Genomic DNA, 24,952 nt, shown 5'->3' with positions numbered 1-24,952 from the left:
CTCGCGCCGTTCAGGACACCTTGGGTGATCGGTCGCGCAGCGCGATGTAGATCGCAGGGATGACAAGAACCGTCAGCAGGGTCGACGAGGCCAGGCCGAACAGCAGCGAAATCGCGAGCCCCTGAAAGATCGGATCGAGCAGGATGGTCGCGGCGCCGATCATGGCGGCCAGTGCGGTGAGCAGGATCGGCTTGAAACGCACCGCGCCGGCTTCCAGCACGACATCGCGCATCGATCTGTTCTCGCCGCCGCTGTGGCGAATAAAGTCGACCAGCAGGATCGAATTGCGGACGATGATGCCCGCGAGCGCGATGAAGCCGATCATGGAAGTCGCGGTGAACGGCGCGCCCAGCAGCCAGTGCCCGAGCAGAATGCCGATCAGCGTCAGCGGTATGGGCGTCAGGATCACCAGCGGCAGGCGGAAGCTGCCGAACTGCGCCACTACCAGCACGTAGATCCCGAGGATCGCCGCGCCAAACGCCGCACCCATGTCACGGAAGGTGACATAGGTGATCTCCCATTCGCCGTCCCACAATAGCGTCGGCCGGGACTCGTCGGCCGGCTGTCCATGCAGGCCGATGACGGGCTTCTGCAGCTTGCCCCAATCGTGCGCGTCGATGCGGTCGGAAACCGCCAGCATGCCGTAAAGCGGCGCTTCGAAACGGCCGGCCAGTTCGGCCATCACCATGTCGGCGAACCGGCCGTCGCGGCGAAAGATCGTCGGCGAGCCCTCTTCAACCGTCGCCTTGACCAGCTGCCCCAGCTCGACGACGGTCTTGCTGCCGGGAAGCGTGTTGGCGGGCACCGGCGTGGAAGCCAGCGCTTCGGTCCAGGCAAGGTCGCGCTTCGGCAGCCGGACTGCGATCTCGATCGGATTGCGGTCCTCGCCGCGGTGCGAGTAGCCCACGGACACTCCGCCGAACAGAGTCTGGATGGTGTCATAGACGTCGCGCTGCTCGACGCCGAAGAATTCGAGCCTGTCCTGGTCGATCGAAAGCCGCAGCCGCGGCCGCTTCTCCCCGATCGAATCGTCGATATCGACGATGAACGGCACCTCAGTAAAGATTTTCTTGAGCTCACCCGTGACCGCCCGGCGGGTGGCCGCGTCGGGTCCGTAGACCTCGGCCAGCAACGTCGCCAGCACCGGCGGACCGGGCGGCACTTCGACAACCTTGATGCTGGTGCCGGGTGGGACACTGACGGCCTTGAGGCGCTGACGCAGATCGAGCGCAATGTCATGGCTCGCCCGCTTGCGGTCGGATCGCGCGGCAAGATTGACCTGGAGTTCGCCCAGTTCCGGACGCGCGCGCAAATAATAGTGCCGGACGAGGCCGTTGAAATTGAACGGCGCGGCGGTGCCGGCATAGGACTGCACCGAGGTGATCTCGGGCAGGCCGCGGGCCACATCGGCGGCGGCAAACAGGGTTCGTTCGGTGTCCTCGAGGCTGGCGCCTTCCGGAAGATCCACCACCACCGCGATCTCGGATTTATTGTCGAACGGCAGCAATTTGACCGTCACCGACTTGGTGGCGAACAATGTCATCGACAGCAGCGTGGCGACCCCGACGCCGATCAGGAATATCCAGGCCGAACGCTTGTTGGCCACGATCGGGGTTGCGAAGCGACGATAGAGGCGCCCGAGAACGCCTTCGTCGTGCGCGTCATGCGCCGCGCCGGCAACACCCTCCTTCGGCGCAAGCCGCAGCATCAGCCACGGCGCCACCACCATCGCCACGAAGAACGAGAACAGCATCGCCGCGGACGCATTGGCCGGTATCGGCGCCATATACGGACCCATCAGCCCCGACACGAACAGCATCGGCAGCAGCGCGGCAACGACGGTCAGGGTCGCAACGATGGTCGGGTTGCCGACTTCGGCGACGGCCTCGATGGTGGCCTGCAGACGCGGCCGCCCATCCCGCATCGCCCAGTGGCGGGCGATATTCTCGACCACCACGATGGCGTCGTCGACCAGGATGCCGATCGAGAAGATCAATGCGAACAGGCTGACCCGGTTGATGGTGTAGCCCATCAAATTCGCGGCAAACATCGTCAGCAGGATAGTCGTCGGTATGACGACCAGCGTGACCAGCGCCTCGCGCCAGCCGATCGCAATCGCGATCAGGACCACGATCGAGATCGTCGCCAGGCCGAGGTGAAACAGGAGTTCGTTGGCCTTTTCGTTCGCCGTCTCGCCATAGTCCCGGGTGACGGTAACCACGACGTCATCGGGAATCAGGCGCGATTTCAGCCCCTCAAGCCGGTGTGTAATCTCCTCGGAAACAACCACCGCGTTGGCGCCCGCGCGCTTGGCAAGCGCCAGGCTGACCGCGGGAACCCGCTCCCACTTGCCCTTGCCGTCTCGCGCGTCGCTCCAGACACGGTGCTCTATCGCATTGGGTCCGATGACCACGCTGGCGACGTCCTTGACGTAGACCGGACGTCCGTCACGCGTCGAGATCAGCAGCAGGCCGATGTCGGGAATGCCGGTCAGCGTCTGGCCCGCCGACACGCTGCGCACCTTGCCGGCATCGCGGACCTGTCCCGCCATGAACGACCGATTGGCGTCCTTCACCTTGGCGACGAGCTGCTGCAGCGTGACGCCGAACAGCGACAGCTTTTCCGGATCGGGCTCCACCCTGATCTGCTGGGCACCGCCACCGGAAATATAGGTCAGGCCGATGCTGTCGACCTTCATCAACTCCGCACGCAGCTTGTCGGCGAGTTCGTAGAGGTCCTTGTCCGTCCACCGGCCGGCGGCCTCGGGCTTGGGCGAAAGCGTCAGCACGGTCACGGCGACGTCGTTGATACCGCGGCCGACGATCGAGGGCTCGGAAATGCCCACGGGAATGCGATCCAGATTGGCGCGGATCTTCTCATGAACGCGAAGGATGGCGTCCTCGGACTTGGTCCCGACCAGAAAACGCGCGGTGACCATGACGCGATCGTCTTCGGTCTGGCTGTAAACGTGCTCCACGCCGTCGATGCCCTTGACGATGGCTTCAAGGGGCTTGGTGACCAGTTCAACCGCATCCGGGCCGCGCAATCCGTCCGCATTGATGCGGATGTCGACCATGGGGACACTGATCTGAGGCTCTTCCTCGCGCGGAATAACCACCACGGCGATCATGCCCACGACCAGCGAGGCGAGCAGGAACAATGGCGTCAGCGGCGATCCGATGGTGGCCCGCGTAAGCCGGCCCGAAAGTCCGAGATTCACGGTTGCACCAACTGGTCGCCGGTACGAATGCCGGACAGGATTTCAAGGCCGTTGGGGAGATCGGGGCTCGTCAGATTCCGCCCGCGCTGCACCGGCGCGCTGACGGTCCGATCGCCCTGGCGTATCTGGACGTAATCGATGCCGAAGCGCGTGGTGACGTATTCAGACGGAATCACGAACGCCATCCGCTCGCCGCCGGATATCCAGACCCGCAAACGGTCGCCGACGAAATATTCTCCGAGGTTTTCGACAGTGGCGTCCGCGATCACGCGGCCGTCCTCGATCTGCGGATAGACCAGATCGATCACACCCGATTTCGGGCTCTGGTCGCCGAACTCGGCGCCATCGACCCTGATCTTGTCACCGGTCTTCAGGAAGCGGGCATGCCGCTCCGGCACGCGCAGCCTCAACTTGAAATTCTGTTGCGCTATCATCGCCACGGGGTCGCCGGGCAACACGACGGAACCAACGGCCGCCAGTTTCTTCAGCACGCGCCCGCCGGCGGGCGCCAGCACCTGCCCTTCGTTGAATTGCTGCTGGACCACGGCGCGTTCGGCAGTCTTCGCCCGCAGGCCATTCTCCGCCACGTTGAGCACGGTGCGCGCCTCGTCGAGCTTGACCCGGGGAAGCGTCCCGCGCTCCACCAGTCCCTCGATCCGCGAAAAATCGATCTGCGCCTGGTTCGACTGCGCCTGCAGCGCGTCGATCTGCGCATCCAGCGATTTCATCTGCAGGCTAAGTTTTTCATCGCCGATCGTGGCGATCGACTGCCCACGCGTCACCGGATCTCCTTCGCGGACGTTGAGCTGAACGATGGTGCCGCCGATACGCCCGCGGGCCGGAACCACGCTGATGCTCTCGACGGTCGCGAACACCGCCTTCTCGTCGGCGACCGGCCGCAGGGCAACGGTCAGGGTTTCGGCACCGGCGGTAGTTGCGTTCAATGCCGCTGCCGCAACAATGCTCAATACAATCAGTCTACGCATCAGAATCGCCTTTCCGCCCCTGGCGGTTGTCGGAGCATCTCATTGGAATTCACCACGGCGACGTTGACCTGCCTCAAGGCGTCGCCTGCGCGCTCCTATAATCTAGCTTTTGCTTTGCTGGCCTTCGGCGGCGCGCAATAGACCTCATAGAGCGTCTTCAGGATCTCGCGCGCGGGATCGCTGGTTATCGAGTAGTAGATCGTCTGGGCGTCGCGACGCGCCGACACCAGGCCATCCTTGCGGAGCAACGCAAGATGCTGGGACACCGTGGAATCACGCAGGCTCAGGAATTCCGCGAGATCGCCAACCGAGCGCTCGCCGTCGATCAACTGGCAGATGATCAAGAGCCGGTGACGATTGGAAAGCGCCTTCAGGAGATCGCTGGCCCGGTCGGCCGCCGACTCCATTATCGTGCTATCTATTTTCATACTTGCGTATATACGATTATTCGAATATATAGTCAAGGCATGCGGTCGAACAAGCCAAGGCAAATTGGCGCAGCCGCAACAGGGAATGCAGCAAACGGAGGTGTTCATGGCGGAAGTTGTCGTTATCGGAGCCGGCCTCAGCGGGACGCTGATGGCCTACGAATTGTTACCGCAATTGAGGAAGGGCGATCGCCTGACCGTGGTCTCCCAGGGGCCGGTCTATCATTTTGTCCCCTCCAATCCCTGGGTCGCGATCGGCTGGCGCAAGCGCGGCGATATCGAGATCGACCTCGTCGACATCATGAAGCGCAAGGGCGTCCGGCTCCTGACGCAAGGCGCACAGCGCGTGCATCCGACCGAAAACCGCGTCGAACTCGCCGACGGCGCCTCGATCGATTACGACTATCTGGTGGTCGCGACCGGGCCTGAACTCGCATTCGACGAGATCCCCGGGCTCGGGCCGGACGGCCACACCCAATCGATCTGTCACGTCGACCACGCCGCCCATGCCAAGGACGCCTTCGAGCAGCTTGCCGCCAATCCGGGGCCGGTGGTGATCGGCGCCGTGCAAGGGGCCTCCTGCTTCGGGCCGGCCTATGAATTCCTGTTCATCCTGGAAACCGAACTGCGCCGCCGCAAGCTTCGCGACCGCGTACCCATGACCTTCGTCACCTCGGAGCCCTATATCGGGCATCTCGGTCTCGACGGGGTCGGCGACACCAAGGGCCTGCTCGAAAGCGAGATGCGCGAGAAGCACGTCAAATGGATCACCAACGCCCGGGTCAAGGGCGTCGAGCAAGGCAAGATGACCGTCGAGGAAATCGCCGACGACGGATCGATCCACAAGACCCACGAATTGCCGTTCGCCTATTCGATGATGCTGCCGGCGTTTCGCGGCGTCGGCGCGGTTCGCGGCATCGAGAAGCTGACCAACCCGCGCGGCTTCGTGATCGTCGACAAGCATCAGCGCAATCCCGAATATCCCAACATCTTCGCGATCGGCGTCTGCGTGGCGATTGCGCCGGTCGGAGCCACCCCGGTCCCGGTCGGCGTGCCGAAGACCGGATTCATGATCGAGTCGATGGTGACGGCGACGGCGATGAACATCGGCTCGCTGTTGAAGGGCCAGGCGCCGGTGGCGCAGCCGACCTGGAACGCGATCTGCCTTGCCGATTTCGGCGACACCGGCGTTGCCTTCCTGGCGCAGCCGCAGATTCCTCCGCGCAACGTCAACTGGTCGTCGAAAGGCGAATGGGTTCATTTGGCCAAGGTCGCGTTCGAGAAATACTTCCTGCGCAAGATCCGCCGCGGCGAGAGCGAGCCGTTCTACGAGCGCTTCCTGCTCGACAAGCTCAACATCGCCAAAATCAAAGAGGTCAAGACGGGAACATGAGTGCAAGTCACCAGGTCGTCTGTGGACATTGCGGGAAGATCAACCGGCTGCCCGCCGAACGGACCGCAACGAACGCGCGTTGCGGGTCGTGTCACCAGCCGATCTTCAGCGGCCACCCCATCGAGGTGGACGAGGAGGCGTTCGGTCGCCACGTCGCGAGCAGCGACATCCCTGTCCTCGTCGATGTCTGGGCGCCCTGGTGCGGCCCCTGCCGCTCCATGGCGCCGATGTTCGAACGGGCCGCGCAGGAACTGGAGCCCAGGGTTCGGCTGCTGAAGCTGAACTCGGACACTGCGCCCTCCGTCTCCTCCCGCCTCGGCATCAGCGGCATCCCTACCCTGCTGCTGATGCACCATGGCCGGGAGATCGCGCGGAGCGCGGGCGCGATGGGTACCAAAAGAATCGTTGCATGGACGATGGCCGGGCTTGCCCGGTCCTGATGACTTCAAACCCACCTGGAAGGAAAGAAATACGTCATGAACATCGATAAGGCAGTGCTCGCTTTCGCAGGATTTGTCGTGCTACTCGGCCTCGCGCTGGGCTGGCTGGTGCATCCTTACTGGTACCTGCTGACCGCTTTCGCCGGACTGAACATGCTGCAGGCAGCCTTCACCGGCTTCTGTCCCGCAGCGATGATCTTCAAGAAGCTCGGCCTGCGAGGCGGCAACGCGTTTTCGTAAACGCGCCCGGACTGATCCGCCCCGTCGCTTCGCGACCTCGGCGCGACAGCCTTCGCTGCGCCGGGGCTTGCCAAGCCGAAGCTCGCGGAGCGAGCGAAGGCTGGTAGGCGGCGAGAGATTCGAACTCCCGACCCTCTCGGTGTAAACGAGATGCTCTAACCAGCTGAGCTAGCCGCCCTCTCCGCCTGTTTACCGCTGCCCCGCCCCTGGGCGCAAGCCGTGTATCGCCTCACAAAAAAGCGGCGCCCCCCGAGGGGGCGCCGCTGTTGTCTTGCTGGAAAGCCTCAGTGCGCCGTCAGGCCGCCCGCCGCCTCGTCTGACGTGTCCGGCTTGACCGGCACCTTGGTGTCCTCTTCCCAGACGATCGGCACCGGCGGCCGCACCAGGGCCTTGGAGACGACGTCGTCGAGCCGTGCCACCGGGATGATCGTCATCCCGCCCTTGATCGCATCGGAAATCTCCGTGAGATCCTTGGCGTTGTCCTCGGGGATCAGCACCGTCTTGATGCCGCCGCGGGCAGCGGCCAGCAGCTTCTCCTTCAACCCGCCGATCGGCAGCACGCGTCCGCGCAAGGTGATCTCGCCGGTCATGGCGACATCGTGCCGGACCGGGATGCCGGTCATGATGGAGACGATCGCTGTCGCCATCGCGACACCCGCGGAGGGTCCATCCTTCGGGGTCGCCCCTTCAGGCACGTGGACGTGGATGTCGCGCCGGTCGAACAAGGGCGGCTCGATGCCGAAGCCGACGGCGCGCGAGCGGACGTAAGACGCCGCCGCCGAAATCGACTCCTTCATCACGTCGCGCAAATTGCCCGTGACCGTCATCTTGCCCTTGCCGGGCATCATGACGCCTTCGATGGTCAGCAGCTCGCCGCCGACATCGGTCCAGGCCAGGCCCGTCACGATGCCGACCTGAGGCTCGCTCTCGATCTCGCCGAAGCGGTACTTGGGAACGCCGAGGAACTCTTCCAGAGTCTTCTCGGTGACCCTGACCGACTTCTTCTTGGAGATCATCAGCTCCTTCACCGCCTTGCGGGCGAGTGTCGAAAGCTCACGCTCCAGGTTACGCACGCCCGCTTCGCGGGTGTAACGCCGGATCATCAGGAGCAGCGCGTCGTCGTCGATCGACCATTCCTTGGAATCCAGGCCATGCTTGGAGATCGCGTTCGGGATGAGATGCTTGCGGGCAATCTCGACCTTCTCGTTCTCGGTGTAGCCGGCGATCCGGATGATCTCCATGCGGTCCATCAGCGGTCCCGGAATATTCAGCGTATTCGCGGTCGTGATGAACATCACGTTGGAAAGATCGTAATCGACCTCGAGGTAGTGATCGTTGAAGGTCGAGTTCTGCTCGGGGTCGAGCACCTCGAGCAGCGCCGATGACGGATCGCCGCGGAAATCGGCGCCCATCTTGTCGATCTCGTCCAGCAGGAACAGCGGATTCGAGGTTTTCGCCTTGCGCATCGACTGGATGACCTTGCCGGGCATCGAGCCGATATAGGTGCGGCGGTGACCGCGGATCTCGGCCTCGTCGCGCACGCCGCCGAGCGAGACGCGCACGAATTCGCGCCCCGTCGCTTTCGCGATCGACTTGCCGAGCGAGGTCTTGCCGACGCCGGGAGGGCCGACCAGGCACAGGATCGGTCCGGTGAGCTTGTTGGCGCGCGACTGCACCGCGAGATACTCGACGATGCGGTCCTTGACCTTCTCGAGACCGTAGTGATCGCTGTCGAGCACGGCCTGGGCTGCGACCAGATCCTTCTTGACCTTGGACTTCTTGTTCCACGGGATCGACAGCAGCCAGTCGAGATAGTTGCGCACGACGGTCGCTTCCGCGGACATCGGCGACATCTGGCGCAGCTTCTTCAGTTCGTGCTGCGCCTTCTCGCGCGCTTCCTTGGAAAGCTTGGTCTTGGCAATCTTCTCTTCCAGATCAGCCAGTTCGTCGCGGCCTTCGTCGTCGCCGAGCTCCTTCTGGATCGCCTTCATCTGCTCGTTGAGATAATATTCGCGCTGGGTCTTCTCCATCTGGCGCTTGACGCGCGAGCGGATGCGCTTCTCGACCTGCAGCACCGAGATCTCGCTCTCCATCAGGCCGAGCACCTTCTCGAGGCGCGCGGTGACCGACAGCGTCTCCAGGATGCCCTGGCGATCGGCGATCTTGACGGCGAGGTGCGAGGCAACGGTGTCGCCTAGCTTGGCGAAGTCGGTGATGGCCTGCACCACGCCGACGACTTCGGCCGAGATCTTCTTGTTGAGCTTCACATAGCTCTCGAAGTCGGACACCACCGAGCGCGCCAGCGCTTCCGCCTCGACGGACGTCGCATCGGTGTCGGCAAGCGCGACTGCGGTGGCTTCGTAATATTCCGACCGGTCGGTGTATTTCTGCACGCGCGCGCGCTCGAGCCCTTCCACCAGCACCTTGACGGTGCCGTCCGGCAATTTGAGCAGCTGCAACACGCTGGCGAGCGTACCGGTCTCGTAGATCGAATCCGGGTTCGGATCGTCGTCCGACGCGTTCTTCTGCGTCGCGAGCATGATCAGCGCGTCATTCTTCATGACCTCTTCGAGGGCGCGGATCGATTTCTCGCGGCCGACGAACAGCGGCACGATCATGTGCGGAAAGACCACGATGTCGCGAAGCGGCAGCACCGGATAAGAGTGGCTTTCGCCGTGAACGATAGATGGCCGGGGTTTTGCGGTAGTCATGGCCTGTTCCTTTTGTTTTGCCCCCCTGCACGCAGCCCGCAATTTTGCGCAACCGCCACAAGGTGCCTGTAAGTTCCGGGTCGGATGGCTGCCTCTCGGCCACCTCTCCGGATCGTTGGAGCGGCGAATCTCACGGTTAGGCTTTCATCACCGATAGCATTAGGTGGCTATCGACGATGGGGGTGTCAAGTCACTGAAAAGAGCCCGCCAATCGGGGCTGAATGCGGAATCGAACCGACGCCACCACGGCCGCCGGAGGCCCGGCAGCCGCTCTCGTTGGTCGCTCAATCCGTCCGCCGCGAAGGCGCGATCAGGCGATCAGGCGCTGGCGCTGCTTTCCACGGCGCGATCGGAACGATCGGCGTAGATGTACAGGGGACGCGCGGTTCCTTCGACCACCTCGCGCGAGATTACCACCTCTTCCACGCCTTCCAGGCCCGGAAGGTCGAACATGGTCTCGAGCAGGATGCTCTCGAGGATCGAACGCAGGCCCCGCGCGCCGGTCTTGCGCTCGATCGCCTTGCGGGCGACCGCGCCAAGCGCCTCGTCGGCGAAGGTCAGCTCGATGTTCTCCATCTCGAACAGCCGCTGGTACTGCTTCACCAGCGCGTTCTTCGGATCGGTCAGAATCTTCTTGAGCGAAGTCTCGTCGAGATCCTCGAGCGTGGCGACCACCGGCAGACGTCCGACGAATTCCGGGATCAGGCCGTACTTGAGGAGATCCTCAGGCTCGACGTGACGGAAGATTTCGCCGGTGCGGCGGTCTTCCGGAGCCAGCACCTGGGCTGCGAAGCCGATCGAGGTCGAGCGGCCGCGCGCGGAGATGATCTTCTCCAACCCTGAAAACGCGCCGCCGCAGATGAAGAGGATGTTCGTGGTGTCGACCTGCAGGAACTCCTGCTGCGGATGCTTGCGGCCGCCCTGCGGAGGAACCGAGGCAACGGTGCCTTCCATGATCTTCAGCAGCGCCTGCTGCACGCCCTCGCCCGACACGTCGCGGGTGATCGACGGATTGTCGGACTTGCGGCTGATCTTGTCGATCTCGTCGATATAGACGATGCCGCGCTGCGCGCGCTCGACATTATAATCGGCCGACTGCAACAGCTTCAGGATGATGTTTTCGACGTCCTCGCCGACGTAACCGGCTTCGGTCAGCGTCGTCGCGTCCGCCATCGTGAACGGGACGTCGAGAATCCGCGCCAGCGTCTGCGCCAGCAGCGTCTTGCCCGAACCGGTCGGGCCGATCAGCAGGATGTTCGACTTCGCGAGTTCGACGTCGTTGTGCTTGGTCTGGTGATTGAGCCGCTTGTAGTGATTGTGGACGGCGACCGAGAGCACCTTCTTGGCGTGGCTCTGGCCGATCACGTAGTCGTCGAGAACCTTGCAGATTTCCTTCGGCGTCGGAATGCCGTCGCGCGACTTCACCAGCGAGGACTTGTTCTCCTCACGGATAATGTCCATGCAGAGTTCCACGCATTCGTCGCAGATGAATACAGTGGGACCCGCAATCAATTTGCGGACTTCATGCTGGCTCTTGCCGCAGAACGAGCAATACAGCGTGTTCTTGGAGTCGCTCGTGCCGACCTTACTCATTCTTATCTCCGTCCGCCGTTCGATCCCGTCTGCTCAATCGCCCCATTCCGGCACTAAACCGGGGTAGAGATTTAGATAGAGCAAAATCCGTACCAAAAAAGACCCTACGCTTCAGATACCGCACGAATCGCGGCTAACTCGAATCCCCCGCCAAACGCCCCTAGCCAATCATGGTCGCACCCGACTATCAAGAATTCGCTAATTGGCGGGGCTTCCGATACCCGTGACAATACCGTGATTTGTGCCGTTCGCACGAGGCGAACCTGTCGAAATCGGGGGAGCGTTGCGCGATTGCCACGCCGCCAAACCAGCACGAATGCGGAACTTCCTGCCCATAAGGGGGCATAGTTGTCCCGCCGGAGGCCCGAAATGGCCGCCGACGACCCATGTTAAGCTCAATGCGTGCTTACGGCCGGGATTATTACGGGGTTTTCGGCGGCGTCGGGTCTTCCTGGCGCTTGTCGATCACCTTGTCGACAATGCCGAAGTCACGGGCCATTTCGGCGGTGAGGAATTTGTCGCGTTCCAGCGCATCCTCGATCGCCTTGTAGGTCTGGCCGGTGTGCCTCACGTAGATCTCGTTGAGCCGCTTCTTCAGGTTCAGGATTTCCTGGGCGTGCAGCATGATGTCGGTGGCCTGGCCCTGGAAGCCGCCGGAAGGCTGGTGGACCATGATGCGCGAATTCGGCAGCGAGAAGCGCATGTCCTTATGGCCGGCGGCCAGGAGCAGCGATCCCATCGATGCCGCCTGCCCGGTGCAAAGCGTCGACACCGGCGGGCGGATGAACTGCATGGTGTCGTAAATCGCAAGGCCCGACGTCACCACGCCGCCCGGCGAGTTGATGTACATCGAGATTTCCTTCTTCGGATTCTCGGCTTCGAGGAACAGCAGCTGCGCGACCGTCAGCGTCGACATGCCATCCTCGACCGGTCCGGTCACGAAGATGATGCGCTCTTTCAGGAGACGCGAGAAAATGTCGTAGGCGCGTTCGCCGCGGTTGGTCTGCTCGACCACCATCGGCACAAGTTGCATGTAGGTTTCGACCGGATCGCGCATTAGTCACCCAAGGGTTAGTAGACAGGTTGGCGGAGGCGGACATCCATCGGCAAGACAGAACGGGCTGGATTTGCCGGGCGCGGACGAACGTCCCGTGATGCAGGACTTCAAACACAGTTGACAGATATGGGCCAATTCCCCGGTGACAAGACCGGGTCAAAAGCGTGCGGAATTCGTTGCAGTTGAAGCTGATTCGCGCAGCCGGGCATAGCGACGGATACCGTCGCCACGCCCCTTTCGCTTCTCAACCTTAACGCCCGGCTGACAGAATTGTCGGTATCAGGCCGCGCTCTTTTCCGCCTCGTCGTCCTTGTAGAGATCTTCGCGCGTGACCTTCTTTTCGGTCACATTGGCGAGTTCCAGGATGAAGTCGACGACCTTGTCCTCGTAGATCGGTGCACGAAGCTGGGCCACCGCATTGGCGTTGCTGCGATAGTAGTCCCAGACTTCCTTCTCGCGGCCCGGCATCTGCCGCGCACGCTCGATCACCGCGCGACTGACTTCATCGTCGGTAACCGTGATCTTGTTCTTCTCGCCGATCTCGGACAGCACCAGGCCGAGCCGGACCCGGCGGTCGGCGATCTTCTGGTACTCTTCCTTGGCGGCTTCTTCCGTGGTGTCCTCGTCGGCGAAGGTCTTGCCGCTGGATTCCATCTCGGCCTTGATCGAATTCCACATCAGGTTGAATTCTTCCTCGACCAGCGACGGCGGCGCCTCAAAGCGGTGGGCTTCGTCGAGGCGGTCCAGCAGCATGCGCTTGACCCGCTGGCGGGTGGCGCCGGCGAATTCAGCCACCAGCCGCTCGCGCGCGGCTTCCTTCAGCTTGTCGAGCGATTCGAGGCCGAGCGTCTTGGCAAACTCGTCATCGATCTTGGTGTCCTGCGGCGCCTCGATCGCGGTGGCCGTGGTTTCGAACTCGGCCGGCTGGCCGGCGAGCTTCTCGCTGGCGTAATTCTTCGGGAATGAAACCTTCAGGGTGCGGGTTTCGCCCGCGCCGATGCCGATCAGCTGCTCTTCGAAGCCCGGGATGAACTGTCCTGTGCCGATCACGACCTGGATGCCCTCGCCGGTGCCGCCGTCGAACGGGGTGCCGTCGATGGTACCCTTGAACGAGATCGTCACCCGATCGCCGGTTTCGGCCTTGGCGCCCTCGCTCTTCGCGGCGTAGGACCGGTTCTGGTCGGCGATGCGCTTGATGGCCTCGTCGACATCGGTGTCGGTCACGTCGACGACCGGCTTCTCGACGCTAAAGCTCTTGAAATCGGCGAGCTGGATCGAGGGCACGACCTCGATTGCGACCGTGTAGGTGAGATCGGATTTACCGGTGAGGATATCCTCGACCGCTTTTTCCTCGGTCGGCATGGTGATCTTCGGCTCGGTCGCAAGACGGAAGCCACGCTCGGTGAAGATCTGCGTGTTGGTATCGCGGATGGTCTGGTCGATGGTCTCCGCCATCACCGAACGGCCGTACACCTTCTTGAGGTGGCTCACCGGCACCTTGCCGGGACGGAAGCCGTTGAGGCGGACCTTGTCCTTGAGGTCGACGAGGCGCGCGTCCGCCTTGGCATCGAGATCCGATGCGGGAACGCTGATCTGGAATTCGTGCTTCAATCCCTCAGCGAGGGTTTCGGTGACCTGCATGGCGTCAATCTTCTTCCGCTTTCGTCCGGCCCAAACGGCGCGAACATTGTCAATCTGGTCGACGCGCGGCCCGAAAGCCTGCGCCGGTGGATCGGCGGACCCATTTCTTCAGGGGGCATCGCCCTTTCGGAAACCGGTCCTCCCGTAATTCGTCTCGCAAACGCTATCGGCGCTTGGTGCGGGCGGAGGGACTCGAACCCCCACAACTTTCGTCACTGGAACCTAAATCCAGCGCGTCTACCAGTTCCGCCACGCCCGCTGATAGCATCATGTCCGGCCGCGATGCCCGAGCATGACTGCCGAAAAGTGTGAAGCGGTTTTCGGGCGGCCAATCATGCTCCAAGTTAATGGAATCAATCGTGTTTATGGCCTGCATGCCATCATCTAGGTCATAAACGCGATTGTTGCGGCGGGCTTATAACATGAGCGAACCTGTTCGCAGCAAAAAAATGGCCGTCCGGGAGCCCTCCCGGCCGACCTGCGGCAACTGGACATGTCCGGCGGAAAATGGTCCGCATCGAGCCCATGGCAGATCGCATTCTCCGGCTGGACCGACGCGCGCTTTTGGCCGGATTGGGCGCCACCGCCCTCGCCCCGGCCATGTCTTCCATCGCGGCCGCCCAAGGGCGGCCGTCACTGGCGCTGCGGGCCGGGGCTGGCGCCATCGCCTTGCGGCCAGGAGGGCCGGATACGCCGATCTGGACGCTCGCCGGACCGGACCTTCGGTTCAAGCGCGGCGAGACCGTCGAAATCGCGCTCGGAAACGGGCTCCCGATCCCCGCGGCAGCGAGCTGGCGCGGCATCGATGGCGTTCCGTCCGCCGAACCGCTGGCCGGGCGCGCGGCATTGGCGCCCGGGGCAAGCGAGACCATCGCCATTCCCTTGCGCCACGCCGGCACATTCCTTTGCGACCTCCGCCTGCTCGGCGATGGCCAGGCGCGCCCATCGCCGGTTCGGGCGCTGATCGTTGGGGAGAGCGAACCGGTCGCCGTCGACCGCGACGAGGTATTCCTGATCGAAGACTGGCGTCTGCGTCCGGACGGGACCGCCATTGCCCCTGGCACCGACCCCAGGGACACGACGCCGCAATTCACCATCAATGGGCTGACGACGCTCGACATCCCTGCCCGCGTCAACGAACGGCTGCGATTCCGCTTCATCAATGGTAGCCAACGCAATGTCATTGCAGTCAAAATTGAGGGCCACGAGGTCCGCTTGATGGCCTTCGACGGTCAGCCGGCCGAACCTTTCCTGGCCCGCGGCGGCGGGTTCGTGCTGGCGCCGGGAAGCCGGGTCGACGCATTCGTCGACGCTTCGGCGCCGTCGGGCTCGATCTCATCGATCCTGCTCCATGACGGCCGAGAGGCCCGCCCGATCGCCCGGCTGGTCACCTCCCGGGAGCCCGCGATCAGGAGCGCGCCGTTGCCGATCGCCGCCGCGCTGCCCCCCAATGACCTGCCGGCCCAGCTCGACCTCAAGAACGCCCTGCGCATCGACCTGACACTCGGCGGCCCTCAGGGCGATTGGGTGACGCCGGCGAAGTTCGCTGCCACTGCCGCCCCCGCCTTCCGCGCCAAGACGGGCCGCACCGTGGTGCTGGCCCTGACCAATCGCGGCGACATCCCCGAAGTCTTCCACTTGCACGGCCATCATTTCCGGCTGCTGGACCGGCTCGACGACGGCTGGAAGCCGTTCTGGCTGGATACGCTGGCGATTGATCCCGGCCAGACCCAGCGGATCGCATTCGCCGCGGATTTCGCCGGACGCTGGCTGATCGAAACCGTCGCGACCGACTGGGCGGCGGCGCGCCTCGTGCGGTGGTACGCAATCGAGAGCTGAATGGCTCAAAGCGGCGACGGCAGTCCCTTCACGAGCAGCGACAACACCTCGGCGCCGGCGATGCGGTCGTTTGAAATCTCCTGATAGGCCGGCGAGTCCAGAAAGCGCATCGCTTCCGGCTCATCGGGAAATTGCATGACGACCACCTTGTCGCGCGTCCACTCGCCATCGAGAACTTTCGGCTTCTCGTCGGCGACCAAGAGCCGCGCCGTGAACTGTTTGAAAACATCGGCGAACCGCGATTGGTAGCGCCGATAGCATTCTTCCCTGGTGAATTTTACTTGAGCGATCACATAGACGGTCATGGCTGTTCTCGCAGTTTCCTGAAAGTTGCGGCGCGATCAGCGCCGGGGGGGCGAACGGTTACGGCTTGCCGCAACGAAATCGGCCAGCCGGTCGGGTTGCTCGATCGTGATCCGGCTGCGTCGCTTCGAAATCAGCAACAGGCGTTCGAATTCGGCGAGCGCGGCGCCGACCCAGGCGCGGCTCACGCCGACCATCTTGGCCAGATCCTCCTGAGTCAGCCCCGAGATCGTCGGGCAGGAATTCCGGCTATCGTTGCGCGCCAGCGACACCAGGATAGTGCCGAGCCTGACCCAGGCGTCATCGAGTGCGAGCGGACCGCTGCGCTCGATGCTCTCGACCGAAAGCAGCGCAAGCAGCCGCGTGATGTTGTCGAGAAAGCCTGGCACATTCCGCGTGCAGGCCACGAAGTCGCTCCGCGGCATCACCGAGATCACGACCTGGTCGATGGCCTCTGCCGTCAGAATGCGCGGCCGGTCGAGGACGAGCGCCGCAAGACCAAGCACGGTCCCCCCTACAAACACGCCGAACGCAAATTGCTCGCCGTTGCGCTGGGTTTGAAGCAGCCTGACCCGGCCATCTTCCAGTACGACCAGCGTGTCGCTGGGGGCACCCTGCCGGAACAAAATCGACCGCGGCGGCAGGATCTGCGTCCGCATGCGCTTTCTGATGTCGTTGCGCTGCGCCGCGGACAATCCGGACAGCGCCAGGCTCCACTTGGGCGACAGGCCGTTTTCCGCCATGGCAACGGGCGCAGCAATGGTGGCCGCGCGGCTCATGGTCGTTGGGCTCCTGCCGCGGCGACGCCGAGACAATCGAGGCCTCCCTTGAATTCGGCTGATGCCAGGATATCCGGCCCATGCCGCTTTAGCCAATCGTCGTCGATCTCGATCCCGTTGGCCCTGAGATAGGGCTGGGCTTCGGTGACGATCATCTCCCAATCATCCAGCAGCCTGTACCTTTTCAGCATGTCCTGGTGCGGAATGCCGCCCATGGCCTCGACCAGAATGTCGGTGAAGTTGAGGACTTCAAACGTCCCCTCTCTTTCCGCGCCGGCAAAGATCGCGTGGCATCCGTGATAGAGCGTCACCAGCGTATCGGCGCCGGTCTCCCTCACGCTATCGAGCAAGGCTGCATGCTCGATGGCCGCCAGTTCCGGCGATCTGCTGCAGCCTGATCCTCCGCAAGTATAGCCCGACTCCACCACCATATCGGCAAGGTCCAGGCCCGGAACAGCCCGGAGCAGCCGCTCCACGGCATGGCCGACGTCGATACAACCGGCATGGATATGCAGTACCGCCCGGCGCACGACCGGACGGACAATCCGGCGCCTCACGTCGTCGAACCGGGAAACCAGATAGGCCGTCACGTGATCGAACGAAAACGATGTCTTCCGATAACCTTCCAGCGTTTCGCCAAGATGTATTTGGCAGGTCGGACACCAGTTCAGGACCTTCTCGGGGTTGAACCCTTCGAATTGGGATATGGTGTTGTTGGTCACGCGCTGACCCGTCGATATCGCCCCCTCCCACTTGGTGCTGATCACGCCGCAGCACGATGAAGGTCCGCCGACGACTTCGTAATCGACATCCAGCGCGTCGAGCACAAACATGGTGTTGAACAACAGATGCGGCGTGCGCAACGCGTTGCAGCCGAGATAGAACACCATGGCGGCCTCGCGCGGACGCGCCGGCACGAACAATTTTGCGAATTCCTGCGGCACAAGCTGCATCGCGATCATGATCTTGATGGAGCGCGACATCCTGCGAAACAACTCCGGCGTCTTTGACGATATCCGGGATTGCTTCGCGGCCGCGAGCATCAGCATCTTTCGCGGATTGATGGCTTCAGGACATGCCGGCAGACATGCGCCGCAGCCATTGCAGGCCGCCGTCCAGGCGCCTGCGGCCTCGGACATCGGCCGCCCCTCCGCCAGGAAGGCAGCCACGGGCTCCACCACATCCTGCGGCGGCACCGAGGCCATCGGACCGAACGGAACCACCGGACAAACCTCGACGCACTTGCCGCACCGGGTACAGGCCTTAGCAAGCTGCACTGCTTCGGCGTTGAGGAAGTCCGCGAGCGGACGCGACGGGATCAACGGCTCGCCCCTCATGACTCACCGAGACAGGCGATCGCTTCGATCTCAACCAGCATCCCGGGATCGATGAGCCGGCTCACCTCGATCAGCGTCGAGGCCGGCCGGTCGACGAAATAAGGGAAACGAATGTCGCGTGTCGTGCTGTCGAACAGGGCGATGTCGGTAGTATAGATCGTATACTTCACGACGTCGCCGAAACTCGCACTCGCGGCCTCCAGCACATCCCCCAGATTGCTGAAGCACTGCTCGACCTGCGCCCGCATATCGCCTGCGCCCACCAGATCGCCATTGGCGTCCCGGGCGGTAATGCCGGCGGTGTGAAGCATCCGGCCTGACGAGACGACGCCGAGCGAAAACAACACCTTCTTTTCGAATGGCTTTCCAAGCGTCAAAGGTTCGCGGGACATGCTGGTTCCTCACACATAAGGGGAATTCTGACATAGCCTGGAAAGCGGAGGTTTCTGTGCCAACAACTCGACATTGGCCGGACGCTGTCGATCGAAGAGACCGCGAGCCGGCGGTGACGCACCTCCCAAGATGGTCAAGATGGTAGAGTATCGAAGGAGGAAACCAGCATGAGTGCAGCCACGCCGACCATTCGCAGCGTCAGGGCCCGCGCCGTCGTCGCCCCGATATCCCGGCCCGTGAAAAACGCCTTCGGCGTGATCGAGGCGGCCCCGTTGGTGCTGATCGATGTCGCGACAAATCAAGGCGTTACCGGGCATTCCTACATCTTTGCCTACACCAGATTGACACTTAAACCGCTGGTTCATCTGATCGAGGAAATCGGAAGCGAGTTGGCCGGCAAGCCGGTCGCGCCGTTCGACCTGATGGCCGCGATGGATGCCAGGTTCAGGTTGCTCGGCTGGCAGGGCCTGGTGGGCATGGCCGTCTCAGGCCTCGATATGGCGTTCTGGGACGTGCTCGGCCGGGCGGCGGGCCAGCCATTGGTCACCCTGCTCGGCGGCTCGCCGCGGCCGATCCGGGCCTATGACAGTTACGGCGCGGTCGACCCCGTTGCCGACGCCAAGGACCTGAAGCGTTCGCTCGAACAGGGATTCAAGGGCATCAAGATCAAGGGCGGCGACGGCGACGCCGCCAATGATGAACGGGTCGTGAAGGCGGTGCGCGCCCTGCTCGGCCCGGACATCGCGCTCATGATCGACTTCAACCAGTCGCTCGATCCGGCTGAAGCAACACGCCGTATCGAACGTCTGGCGCCCTATGGCCTGCACTGGATCGAAGAACCGGTGCCGCAGGAAAACCTGCTTGGTCATGCCAAGGTCCGGGAAACCTCTCCGACCCCGATTCAGGCCGGCGAGAACTGGTGGTTTCCGCGCGGCTTTGCCGAGGCCATCGCGGCCGGCGCCAGCGATTTCATCATGCCCGATCTGATGAAATGCGGCGGCGTCACCGGGTGGATGCGCGTCGCAGGGCAAGCGGAAGCGGCATCGATCCCGATGTCGAGCCACCTGTTTGCCGAGGCGAGCGCGCATATGCTGGCGGTGACGCCGACCGCGCACTGGCTGGAGGTTCTCGACATCGCCCGCGCCATCCTCGCCGAGCCCATCGCGATCGTCGACGGAGCGGTCACCGCGCGCGGACCCGGCCTCGGGCTTGTCTGGGACGAAGCGGCAGTCGCCAGATATCTGGTGTGAACGGCTCGCTACAAAAAATCGCTAAAACAACCCCATGCAAAGTAGCGAGTAGAATGGGTGGAGCGAAGCGATACCCATCAACCCCTGCAGCCACAAAGGCGACGGATATCGCTTCGCTCCACCCATCCTACCAACTGCAGTGATAATTGGCGGCAGCCTTAATTCTTGGCCACTGGCCAGCGAGTACCCGAACCGGGACCCACAAAAACGCCGGTCTTCATGCACTGGGCGGCCGCGGCATCGCAGTCGGAAGGGGTCGCCCTCACCCGCGTTGCATCACGCGCCCGACTGATCGATTCCTTGCACATCTGCGCGCCCGTGGAGCACGACGTGGGTTGTCTCTGGGCCCAAGCGGCCGAAGAGGTTGAGAGGATCACAGCAGCGACGAGGATTCTGCGCATGGCCATAGCTCCTTCAGGTTGCTACCGTTGGTGGGCGGCGTGGTGGTTCCGCCCGCATCGGTCGGGAACGCACGTTGCCACAACCGCTTTTGATTGAACATCCGCTCGCGATAAAATCACTGGTCTCCCTCGGGCGTGTGCAGACCGGTGAGCCACAGCAAGGTGTAGTCGAAGGCGGCTCGGTGAACGCGCGCCGCGGCCCCACGTCATCAAGTTCGAGCGGCCTAATACTCAATCCCGAACTCGTCATAGAGCCGCCGAAACACCGCGGGCAGCACCTCCGTCAAATCCTCCGCGATCAGGCCGGGACCCGCCTCGCGCGCGCCCTCGCCGTGCATCCAGGCGCCGATAGAGGCGGCCTCATACGCCGGCGCGCCCTGCGCCAGCAGGCCCGCGATCATCCCTGCCAGCACGTCGCCGGCGCCGGCGGTAGCCAGCCAGGGCGGCGCATTGGCGGCGATGGTAGCGCGACCGTCCGGTGACGCCACCACGGTATCCGGTCCCTTGAGCAGGACGATGGCGCCGCTGCGTTCGGCGGCAACCCGCGCCCGTTCAAGTTTCGAGCGAAGCGGATGCTTGTTGCTGATGTCGCTGAACAGCCGCGGAAACTCGCCCTCATGCGGGGTGAGGACGACCTGCGGATCGTGCGAAGCCTTGATCGCCTCGAACAGGCGATCGGGCGCTTCTGCAAAGCTCGTCAGCGCATCCGCATCGAGCACCAGGCGACGTTTCGCCGACAGCGCCGTGAGGACCAGATCGCAGGTGCGATTGCCGACGCCGACGCCCGGGCCGATCACGAGGGCGTTGAGGCGCTTGTCAGCCAACAGCTCGCCAAACTCGATCACGGTGTCGACGGAGCGAACCATCACGGCGATCAGCGCCGAGGCGTTGACGGCCAGCGCGTCGCGGGGCGATGCCAGCGTCACCAGCCCGGCGCCGGCCCGCAAGGCGCCCCGCGCCGCCAGCCGCGCGGCACCAGTCGCGGCGATATCGCCGGAGACGATAACCGCATGGCCCCGGGCGTATTTATGGCCGTCGATCCGCGGCACCGGGAATGACGGATGCCAGGCCAAAGGAACGTTCTCGAATGTCTGCGGCTGGATTTCCGCGAGCACGCTCGCATCGATGCCGATATCGGCAACGCGCACCCGGCGGCCGCAATGCATCCTGCCCGGAAGCAGCAGATGCGCGGGCTTCTTCCGGAAGAACGTCACCGTTTCGGTGGCACGGATCGCAGCGCCCATGACGGCGCCGGTGGTGCCGTTGATGCCGCTCGGCAGATCGACGCTGAGAACCGGCGCGCCGTTGGCGTTGATGGCCTCGATCATGTCGAAGGGGTCGCCCTCCACCGGCCGGTTGAGGCCGGCGCCGAACAGCGCATCGATGATCAGCGCGGGCCTGCCGATCGCCTGCGGATTGAACGGCAGCACCGGATATTTCCACCCCTTCGCAGCGGAAGCCGCATCGCCCTGCAAGCTGTCCCGCTCGCACAACAGGATGACCGAGACTTCACGGCCGCGTGCGGCGAGCTCGGCTGCCGCCACGAAGCCGTCGCCGCCGTTGTTGCCGCTGCCGGCGACCACCAGGATGGGTCCCTCCTCCACCAGGTCCATCGCAGCCTCCGCGACGGCCTGGCCGGCGCTGAGCATCAGCGCAAATCCGGGGGTGCCCGCCGCGATGGTCAGGCGGTCAGCGCGCTCCATCTCAGCGGTCGTGAGAACTTCCATGCCGAATTCCCGATCCACGCGCCTCATCCTGAGGCATTTCCGGTCTCTTACACATCCCAGATTTTTGACGACTGCATATCGATTGAGCTGTTTGCCTATTTTATGTGCTTCGGTATCATGAGCCAGTTACTCTAACCACTGGTCAATGCCCGTTAAAAGTCTGATAACATTTCAAAATCAGGCACCTTTACAACTTGGCATAGACCCTGCTTTTGAGGAAGCCGGCTCTGGACCATCGTGTTGACCGCCAATTGTTGGAGTATGCCCGCTCGCCGGGCCAGCGGGACATCGTCGCACGAAGGTCCAGGACAAACGATCGATCACTTGCGCGGCGTGCGTCAGGTGGCAACCAACCGCAGTCTGAAATTTGGAAGTGCCCGGGAGGCGTTCAGTGAAAAAAATAGAAGCCATCATCAAGCCGTTCAAGCTCGACGAGGTGAAAGAGGCGCTTCAGGAAGTCGGACTGCAGGGCATCACCGTTACCGAGGCCAAGGGGTTCGGGCGGCAAAAGGGCCACGCCGAACTCTACCGCGGCGCCGAGTACATCGTGGACTTTCTGCCCAAGGTCAAAATCGAGATCGTCATTGGCGACGACCTGGTCGAGAAGGCAATCGACGCCATCCGGCGCGCGGCCCAGACCGGACGCATCGGCGACGGCAAGATTTTCGTGTCCAACATCGAGGAAGCCATTCGCATCAGGACCGGTGAATCCGGGCTGGACGCCATCTGAATCGCCGGTTTCGGCGGCACTCTGATATTGTATTGGGCCTGCCCCAATTGTATTGAGCATGGCTGACGGTCGCCGCCCGCGGCCCGATCGCGATGACCTGTAAGCCAAAAGGGGTATTCATGAAGACCGCCAAAGACGTCCTGAAATCGATCAAGGACAACGACGTGAAATACGTCGACCTGCGTTTCACCGATCCGCGCGGCAAGTGGCAGCATGTGACTTTCGACATCGGCATGATCGACGAGGAGATCTTCGCCGAGGGCACGATGTTCGATGGCTCCTCGATCGCCGGCTGGAAGGCAATCAACGAATCCGACATGTGCCTGATGCCGGATCCCGTCACCGCGACGATCGATCCGTTCTTCGCCGAAACCACCATGGTCATCACCTGCGACGTGCTGGAGCCGACCACCGGCGAGCCCTACAACCGCGACCCGCGCGGCATCGCCAAGAAGGCGGAGGCCATGGTCAAGTCGATGGGCATCGGCGACACCGTGTTCTTCGGACCCGAAGCCGAATTCTTCGTGTTCGACGACGTCCGCTACCAGACCACCCCCTACAACACCGGCTTCAAGCTGGATTCCTCGGAACTGCCGATCAACTCGGACACCGAATATGAGGGCGGCAATCTCGGTCACCGTATCCGCACCAAGGGCGGCTACTTCCCGGTTCCGCCGCAAGATTCGGTGCAGGACATGCGCTCGGAAATGCTCGGCGCGATGGCCAAGATGGGCGTCAAGGTCGAGAAGCATCACCACGAAGTCGCTTCCGCTCAGCACGAGCTCGGCATGAAGTTCGACACGATGACGCTGATGGCCGACCAGATGCAGATCTATAAATACTGCATCCATCAGGTCGCCCACATCTACGGCAAGACCGCCACCTTCATGCCGAAGCCGGTCTATGGCGACAACGGTTCGGGCATGCACTGCCACCAGTCGATCTGGAAGGACGGCAAGCCGGTATTCGCCGGCAACAAATACGCCGACCTCTCGGAGACCTGCCTGCATTACATCGGCGGCATCATCAAGCACGCCAAGGCGATCAACGCCTTCACCAACCCGTCGACCAACTCCTACAAGCGCCTGGTCCCGGGCTATGAAGCGCCGGTGTTGCTCGCCTACTCCGCGCGCAACCGCTCGGCCTCCTGCCGCATTCCCTACACCACCAATCCGAAGGCCAAGCGCGTCGAGGTGCGTTTCCCCGATCCGGTGGCCAATCCGTATCTCGGCTTCGCCGCGATGCTGATGGCCGGTCTCGACGGTATCAAGAACAAGATCGATCCGGGTCCGGCGATGGACAAGGACCTCTACGACCTGCCGAAGGAAGAGCTGAAGTCGATTCCGACGGTGTGCGGTTCGCTGCGCGAGGCGCTGGAGAATCTCGACAAGGACCGCGCGTTCCTCAAGAACGGCGGCGTGTTCGACGATGACTTCATCGACAGCTTCATCGAGCTGAAGATGACCGAAGTCGAGCGCTTCGAGATGACCCCGCATCCGGTCGAATTCGACATGTACTATTCGCAGTGATGTTGCCGGCGCGTTTTCCCGCCGACGCCACCGCCTGAAAATGCAAGAGGCGCTCCGAGAGGGGCGCCTCTTGTTTTGTGGCGGCGTCTTCCTGGCGGCCGGAAAAATACGGCGGCTTGGCTGCGCCCCCAATGATGCAGTGCATGGTTACAGAAGCAGGCATGAGGATTACAGTTAGGTACGCCGCGCTTTCGAACGACGCTGGCTGTACCACACCGGGAGGTCGCATATGGCAAAGTGGATCCGCTTCGAGCAGGACGGAAAGACCGGTTTCGGCACGCTGGAAGGCGACACCATCGCAGTTCATACCGGCGATCTGTTCGCCGGTGCGACGCCGAGCGGCCAGACGCTGAAGCTCTCAGCCGTTCAGGTTTTGACGCCGTGCGATCCGTCGAAAATGATCTGTCTGTGGAATAATTTCCACCAGCTCGCGGCCAAGAACGATTTCACGGAGCCGAAAGAACCGCTGTGGTTTCTCAAGGCGCCGAACGCGTATTGGCCCGCGAACCAACCGATCGAGCGGCCCACCACCTATGCCGGAAAAATCATTTACGAGGGCGAACTCGGTGTCGTCATCGGCAAGAAATGCTTCAACATCAGCGAAGCCGAAGCCGGCGACTATATCTTCGGCTATACCTGCGTGAACGACGTCACCGCCGTCGACCTCCTGCGCAAGGATAAATCGTTCGAACAGTGGGCGCGCGCGAAGAGCTTCGACACTTTCGGCGTGTTCGGCCCGGTGATCGCCACCGGCGTCGACCCGATGAAGCTGTCGATCAGGACCGTCCTGAACGGCAAGGAGCGGCAGAACTATCCTGTCGCCGACATGTTCTTTCCGCCGCACAAGCTCGTCGCCGCGATTTCCAGGGACGTGACGCTGATGCCGGGCGATATCATCGCCTGCGGCACCTCGCTCGGCGCCGGCACGATGGCTGACTCTCACAACGTCGTCGAT

The 24,952-nt window shown here is 62.9% G+C and carries 19 protein-coding genes, 2 tRNA genes and 2 pseudogenes; 8 read left to right on the top strand and 15 right to left on the bottom strand.

Translation table 11 applies throughout. From position 1 onward, the window contains the following. Positions 1–10 precede the first annotated feature (10 nt). The 3 genes from KMZ29_RS13425 to KMZ29_RS13415 all read right to left on the bottom strand — a co-directional run bounded on the left by KMZ29_RS13425 (position 11) and on the right by KMZ29_RS13415 (position 4,613). Positions 11–3,220 carry an efflux RND transporter permease subunit gene (locus KMZ29_RS13425; protein ID WP_215624068.1) on the bottom strand — a complete coding sequence of 1,070 codons (3,210 nt, stop codon included), beginning with the start codon at positions 3,218–3,220 and terminating at the stop codon, positions 11–13. Continuing rightward, the gene (locus KMZ29_RS13420; RefSeq protein ID WP_215624067.1) at positions 3,217–4,206 is read right to left on the bottom strand and encodes an efflux RND transporter periplasmic adaptor subunit; all 990 of its coding nucleotides are present in this window, start codon (positions 4,204–4,206) and stop codon (positions 3,217–3,219) included. The genes KMZ29_RS13425 and KMZ29_RS13420 overlap by 4 nt, the downstream gene beginning before the upstream one ends. Before the next feature lie 95 nt (positions 4,207–4,301). Further along, positions 4,302–4,613 carry an ArsR/SmtB family transcription factor gene (locus KMZ29_RS13415; RefSeq protein ID WP_215624066.1) on the bottom strand — a complete coding sequence of 104 codons (312 nt, stop codon included), beginning with the start codon at positions 4,611–4,613 and terminating at the stop codon, positions 4,302–4,304. A gap of 127 nt (positions 4,614–4,740) precedes the next feature. Between KMZ29_RS13415 and KMZ29_RS13410 the strand changes: the two genes are divergently transcribed. The 3 genes from KMZ29_RS13410 to KMZ29_RS13400 are packed head-to-tail and all read left to right on the top strand — an operon-like array spanning position 4,741 to position 6,707. Beyond that, positions 4,741–6,027, top strand: coding sequence for an NAD(P)/FAD-dependent oxidoreductase (locus KMZ29_RS13410; protein ID WP_215624065.1), 1,287 nt, complete (start codon positions 4,741–4,743; stop codon positions 6,025–6,027). After that, entirely contained in the window at positions 6,024–6,467 is a 444-nt protein-coding gene (trxC, locus tag KMZ29_RS13405) for a thioredoxin TrxC (RefSeq protein ID WP_215624064.1), read from the top strand. The genes KMZ29_RS13410 and trxC overlap by 4 nt, the downstream gene beginning before the upstream one ends. Before the next feature lie 36 nt (positions 6,468–6,503). Then, positions 6,504–6,707: a YgaP family membrane protein gene (locus KMZ29_RS13400; RefSeq protein ID WP_215606464.1), complete on the top strand. Its 204-nt coding sequence runs from the start codon at positions 6,504–6,506 to the stop codon at positions 6,705–6,707. Positions 6,708–6,808: 101 nt separating this feature from the next. On the opposite strand, the gene KMZ29_RS13395 is transcribed toward KMZ29_RS13400, so the two are convergent. The 6 genes from KMZ29_RS13395 to KMZ29_RS13370 all read right to left on the bottom strand — a co-directional run bounded on the left by KMZ29_RS13395 (position 6,809) and on the right by KMZ29_RS13370 (position 13,968). Next, positions 6,809–6,885: transfer RNA gene (locus KMZ29_RS13395), tRNA-Val, on the bottom strand. A 106-nt stretch (positions 6,886–6,991) separates the two neighbouring features. After that, a complete protein-coding gene (gene lon / locus KMZ29_RS13390) occupies positions 6,992–9,418 on the bottom strand; it encodes an endopeptidase La (RefSeq protein ID WP_215624063.1) in 2,427 nt (808 codons plus the stop codon). 318 nt (positions 9,419–9,736) lie between these two features. Then, a complete protein-coding gene (gene clpX / locus KMZ29_RS13385; protein WP_028345767.1) occupies positions 9,737–11,011 on the bottom strand; it encodes an ATP-dependent Clp protease ATP-binding subunit ClpX in 1,275 nt (424 codons plus the stop codon). Between the two features lie 421 nt (positions 11,012–11,432). Continuing rightward, positions 11,433–12,068, bottom strand: coding sequence for an ATP-dependent Clp protease proteolytic subunit (locus KMZ29_RS13380; RefSeq protein WP_215612083.1), 636 nt, complete (start codon positions 12,066–12,068; stop codon positions 11,433–11,435). Positions 12,069–12,347: 279 nt separating this feature from the next. After that, entirely contained in the window at positions 12,348–13,709 is a 1,362-nt protein-coding gene (gene tig, locus KMZ29_RS13375) for a trigger factor (RefSeq protein WP_215624062.1), read from the bottom strand. A 174-nt stretch (positions 13,710–13,883) separates the two neighbouring features. After that, positions 13,884–13,968 (bottom strand) — tRNA-Leu (locus KMZ29_RS13370). Positions 13,969–14,216: 248 nt separating this feature from the next. Between KMZ29_RS13370 and KMZ29_RS13365 the strand changes: the two genes are divergently transcribed. Next, positions 14,217–15,548: a multicopper oxidase family protein gene (locus tag KMZ29_RS13365; RefSeq protein WP_249779910.1), complete on the top strand. Its 1,332-nt coding sequence runs from the start codon at positions 14,217–14,219 to the stop codon at positions 15,546–15,548. Between the two features lie 5 nt (positions 15,549–15,553). Here KMZ29_RS13365 and KMZ29_RS13360 read toward each other — a convergent pair whose 3' ends face one another. The 5 genes and pseudogenes from KMZ29_RS13360 to KMZ29_RS13345 form a co-directional block, all read right to left on the bottom strand. Further along, positions 15,554–15,853 carry a DUF1330 domain-containing protein gene (locus tag KMZ29_RS13360; RefSeq protein WP_215624061.1) on the bottom strand — a complete coding sequence of 100 codons (300 nt, stop codon included), beginning with the start codon at positions 15,851–15,853 and terminating at the stop codon, positions 15,554–15,556. A gap of 36 nt (positions 15,854–15,889) precedes the next feature. Beyond that, positions 15,890–16,630: a Crp/Fnr family transcriptional regulator gene (locus KMZ29_RS13355; RefSeq protein WP_215624060.1), complete on the bottom strand. Its 741-nt coding sequence runs from the start codon at positions 16,628–16,630 to the stop codon at positions 15,890–15,892. After that, positions 16,627–17,592: a heterodisulfide reductase-related iron-sulfur binding cluster gene (locus KMZ29_RS13350; protein WP_215624059.1), complete on the bottom strand. Its 966-nt coding sequence runs from the start codon at positions 17,590–17,592 to the stop codon at positions 16,627–16,629. The genes KMZ29_RS13355 and KMZ29_RS13350 overlap by 4 nt, the downstream gene beginning before the upstream one ends. A 159-nt stretch (positions 17,593–17,751) precedes the next feature. Then, positions 17,752–17,835, bottom strand: a pseudogene (locus KMZ29_RS26995) (hypothetical protein); the annotation flags it as partial. 128 nt (positions 17,836–17,963) lie between these two features. Then, positions 17,964–18,359 carry a RidA family protein gene (locus KMZ29_RS13345; protein ID WP_215624058.1) on the bottom strand — a complete coding sequence of 132 codons (396 nt, stop codon included), beginning with the start codon at positions 18,357–18,359 and terminating at the stop codon, positions 17,964–17,966. A 168-nt stretch (positions 18,360–18,527) separates the two neighbouring features. On the opposite strand from KMZ29_RS13345, the gene KMZ29_RS13340 reads away from it, so the two are divergent. Continuing rightward, on the top strand, positions 18,528–19,610 hold the full coding sequence (locus tag KMZ29_RS13340; protein WP_215624057.1) for an enolase C-terminal domain-like protein: 1,083 nt from the start codon (positions 18,528–18,530) through the stop codon (positions 19,608–19,610). 625 nt (positions 19,611–20,235) lie between these two features. On the opposite strand, the gene KMZ29_RS13335 is transcribed toward KMZ29_RS13340, so the two are convergent. Next, positions 20,236–21,738 carry an NAD(P)H-hydrate dehydratase gene (locus KMZ29_RS13335; protein WP_215624056.1) on the bottom strand — a complete coding sequence of 501 codons (1,503 nt, stop codon included), beginning with the start codon at positions 21,736–21,738 and terminating at the stop codon, positions 20,236–20,238. Positions 21,739–22,129: 391 nt separating this feature from the next. On the opposite strand from KMZ29_RS13335, the gene KMZ29_RS13330 reads away from it, so the two are divergent. The 3 genes and pseudogenes from KMZ29_RS13330 to KMZ29_RS26715 form a co-directional block, all read left to right on the top strand. Beyond that, positions 22,130–22,468, top strand: coding sequence for a P-II family nitrogen regulator (locus KMZ29_RS13330; protein ID WP_011441447.1), 339 nt, complete (start codon positions 22,130–22,132; stop codon positions 22,466–22,468). A 119-nt stretch (positions 22,469–22,587) separates the two neighbouring features. Next, on the top strand, positions 22,588–23,997 hold the full coding sequence (glnA, locus tag KMZ29_RS13325; protein ID WP_215624055.1) for a type I glutamate--ammonia ligase: 1,410 nt from the start codon (positions 22,588–22,590) through the stop codon (positions 23,995–23,997). A gap of 229 nt (positions 23,998–24,226) precedes the next feature. Continuing rightward, positions 24,227–24,928: pseudogene (locus tag KMZ29_RS26715) on the top strand (fumarylacetoacetate hydrolase family protein); the annotation flags it as partial. Between the last annotated feature and the right edge of the window lie 24 nt (positions 24,929–24,952).

It is taken from the genome of Bradyrhizobium sediminis, from assembly GCF_018736085.1.
GTDB lineage: Bacteria > Pseudomonadota > Alphaproteobacteria > Rhizobiales > Xanthobacteraceae > Bradyrhizobium > Bradyrhizobium sediminis.
This window is presented reverse-complemented; position numbering and strand designations above follow the sequence as displayed.

What these genes read in the sequence shown, in the direction of transcription:
- KMZ29_RS13420 (WP_215624067.1), bottom strand. Translation starts at nt 4,206, where the DNA reads ATGCGTAGACTGATTGTATTGAGCATTGTTGCGGCAGCGGCATTGAAC.
- KMZ29_RS13345 (WP_215624058.1), bottom strand. Translation starts at nt 18,359, where the DNA reads ATGTCCCGCGAACCTTTGACGCTTGGAAAGCCATTCGAAAAGAAGGTG.
- KMZ29_RS13410 (WP_215624065.1), top strand. Translation starts at nt 4,741, where the DNA reads ATGGCGGAAGTTGTCGTTATCGGAGCCGGCCTCAGCGGGACGCTGATG.
- glnA (WP_215624055.1), top strand. Translation starts at nt 22,588, where the DNA reads ATGAAGACCGCCAAAGACGTCCTGAAATCGATCAAGGACAACGACGTG.
- clpX (WP_028345767.1), bottom strand. Translation starts at nt 11,011, where the DNA reads ATGAGTAAGGTCGGCACGAGCGACTCCAAGAACACGCTGTATTGCTCG.
- KMZ29_RS13365 (WP_249779910.1), top strand. Translation starts at nt 14,217, where the DNA reads ATGGTCCGCATCGAGCCCATGGCAGATCGCATTCTCCGGCTGGACCGA.
- KMZ29_RS13335 (WP_215624056.1), bottom strand. Translation starts at nt 21,738, where the DNA reads ATGGAAGTTCTCACGACCGCTGAGATGGAGCGCGCTGACCGCCTGACC.
- KMZ29_RS13340 (WP_215624057.1), top strand. Translation starts at nt 18,528, where the DNA reads ATGAGTGCAGCCACGCCGACCATTCGCAGCGTCAGGGCCCGCGCCGTC.
- KMZ29_RS13355 (WP_215624060.1), bottom strand. Translation starts at nt 16,630, where the DNA reads ATGAGCCGCGCGGCCACCATTGCTGCGCCCGTTGCCATGGCGGAAAAC.
- KMZ29_RS13360 (WP_215624061.1), bottom strand. Translation starts at nt 15,853, where the DNA reads ATGACCGTCTATGTGATCGCTCAAGTAAAATTCACCAGGGAAGAATGC.
- KMZ29_RS13380 (WP_215612083.1), bottom strand. Translation starts at nt 12,068, where the DNA reads ATGCGCGATCCGGTCGAAACCTACATGCAACTTGTGCCGATGGTGGTC.
- KMZ29_RS13350 (WP_215624059.1), bottom strand. Translation starts at nt 17,592, where the DNA reads ATGATCGCGATGCAGCTTGTGCCGCAGGAATTCGCAAAATTGTTCGTG.
- KMZ29_RS13415 (WP_215624066.1), bottom strand. Translation starts at nt 4,613, where the DNA reads ATGGAGTCGGCGGCCGACCGGGCCAGCGATCTCCTGAAGGCGCTTTCC.
- tig (WP_215624062.1), bottom strand. Translation starts at nt 13,709, where the DNA reads ATGCAGGTCACCGAAACCCTCGCTGAGGGATTGAAGCACGAATTCCAG.
- lon (WP_215624063.1), bottom strand. Translation starts at nt 9,418, where the DNA reads ATGACTACCGCAAAACCCCGGCCATCTATCGTTCACGGCGAAAGCCAC.
- KMZ29_RS13400 (WP_215606464.1), top strand. Translation starts at nt 6,504, where the DNA reads ATGAACATCGATAAGGCAGTGCTCGCTTTCGCAGGATTTGTCGTGCTA.
- trxC (WP_215624064.1), top strand. Translation starts at nt 6,024, where the DNA reads ATGAGTGCAAGTCACCAGGTCGTCTGTGGACATTGCGGGAAGATCAAC.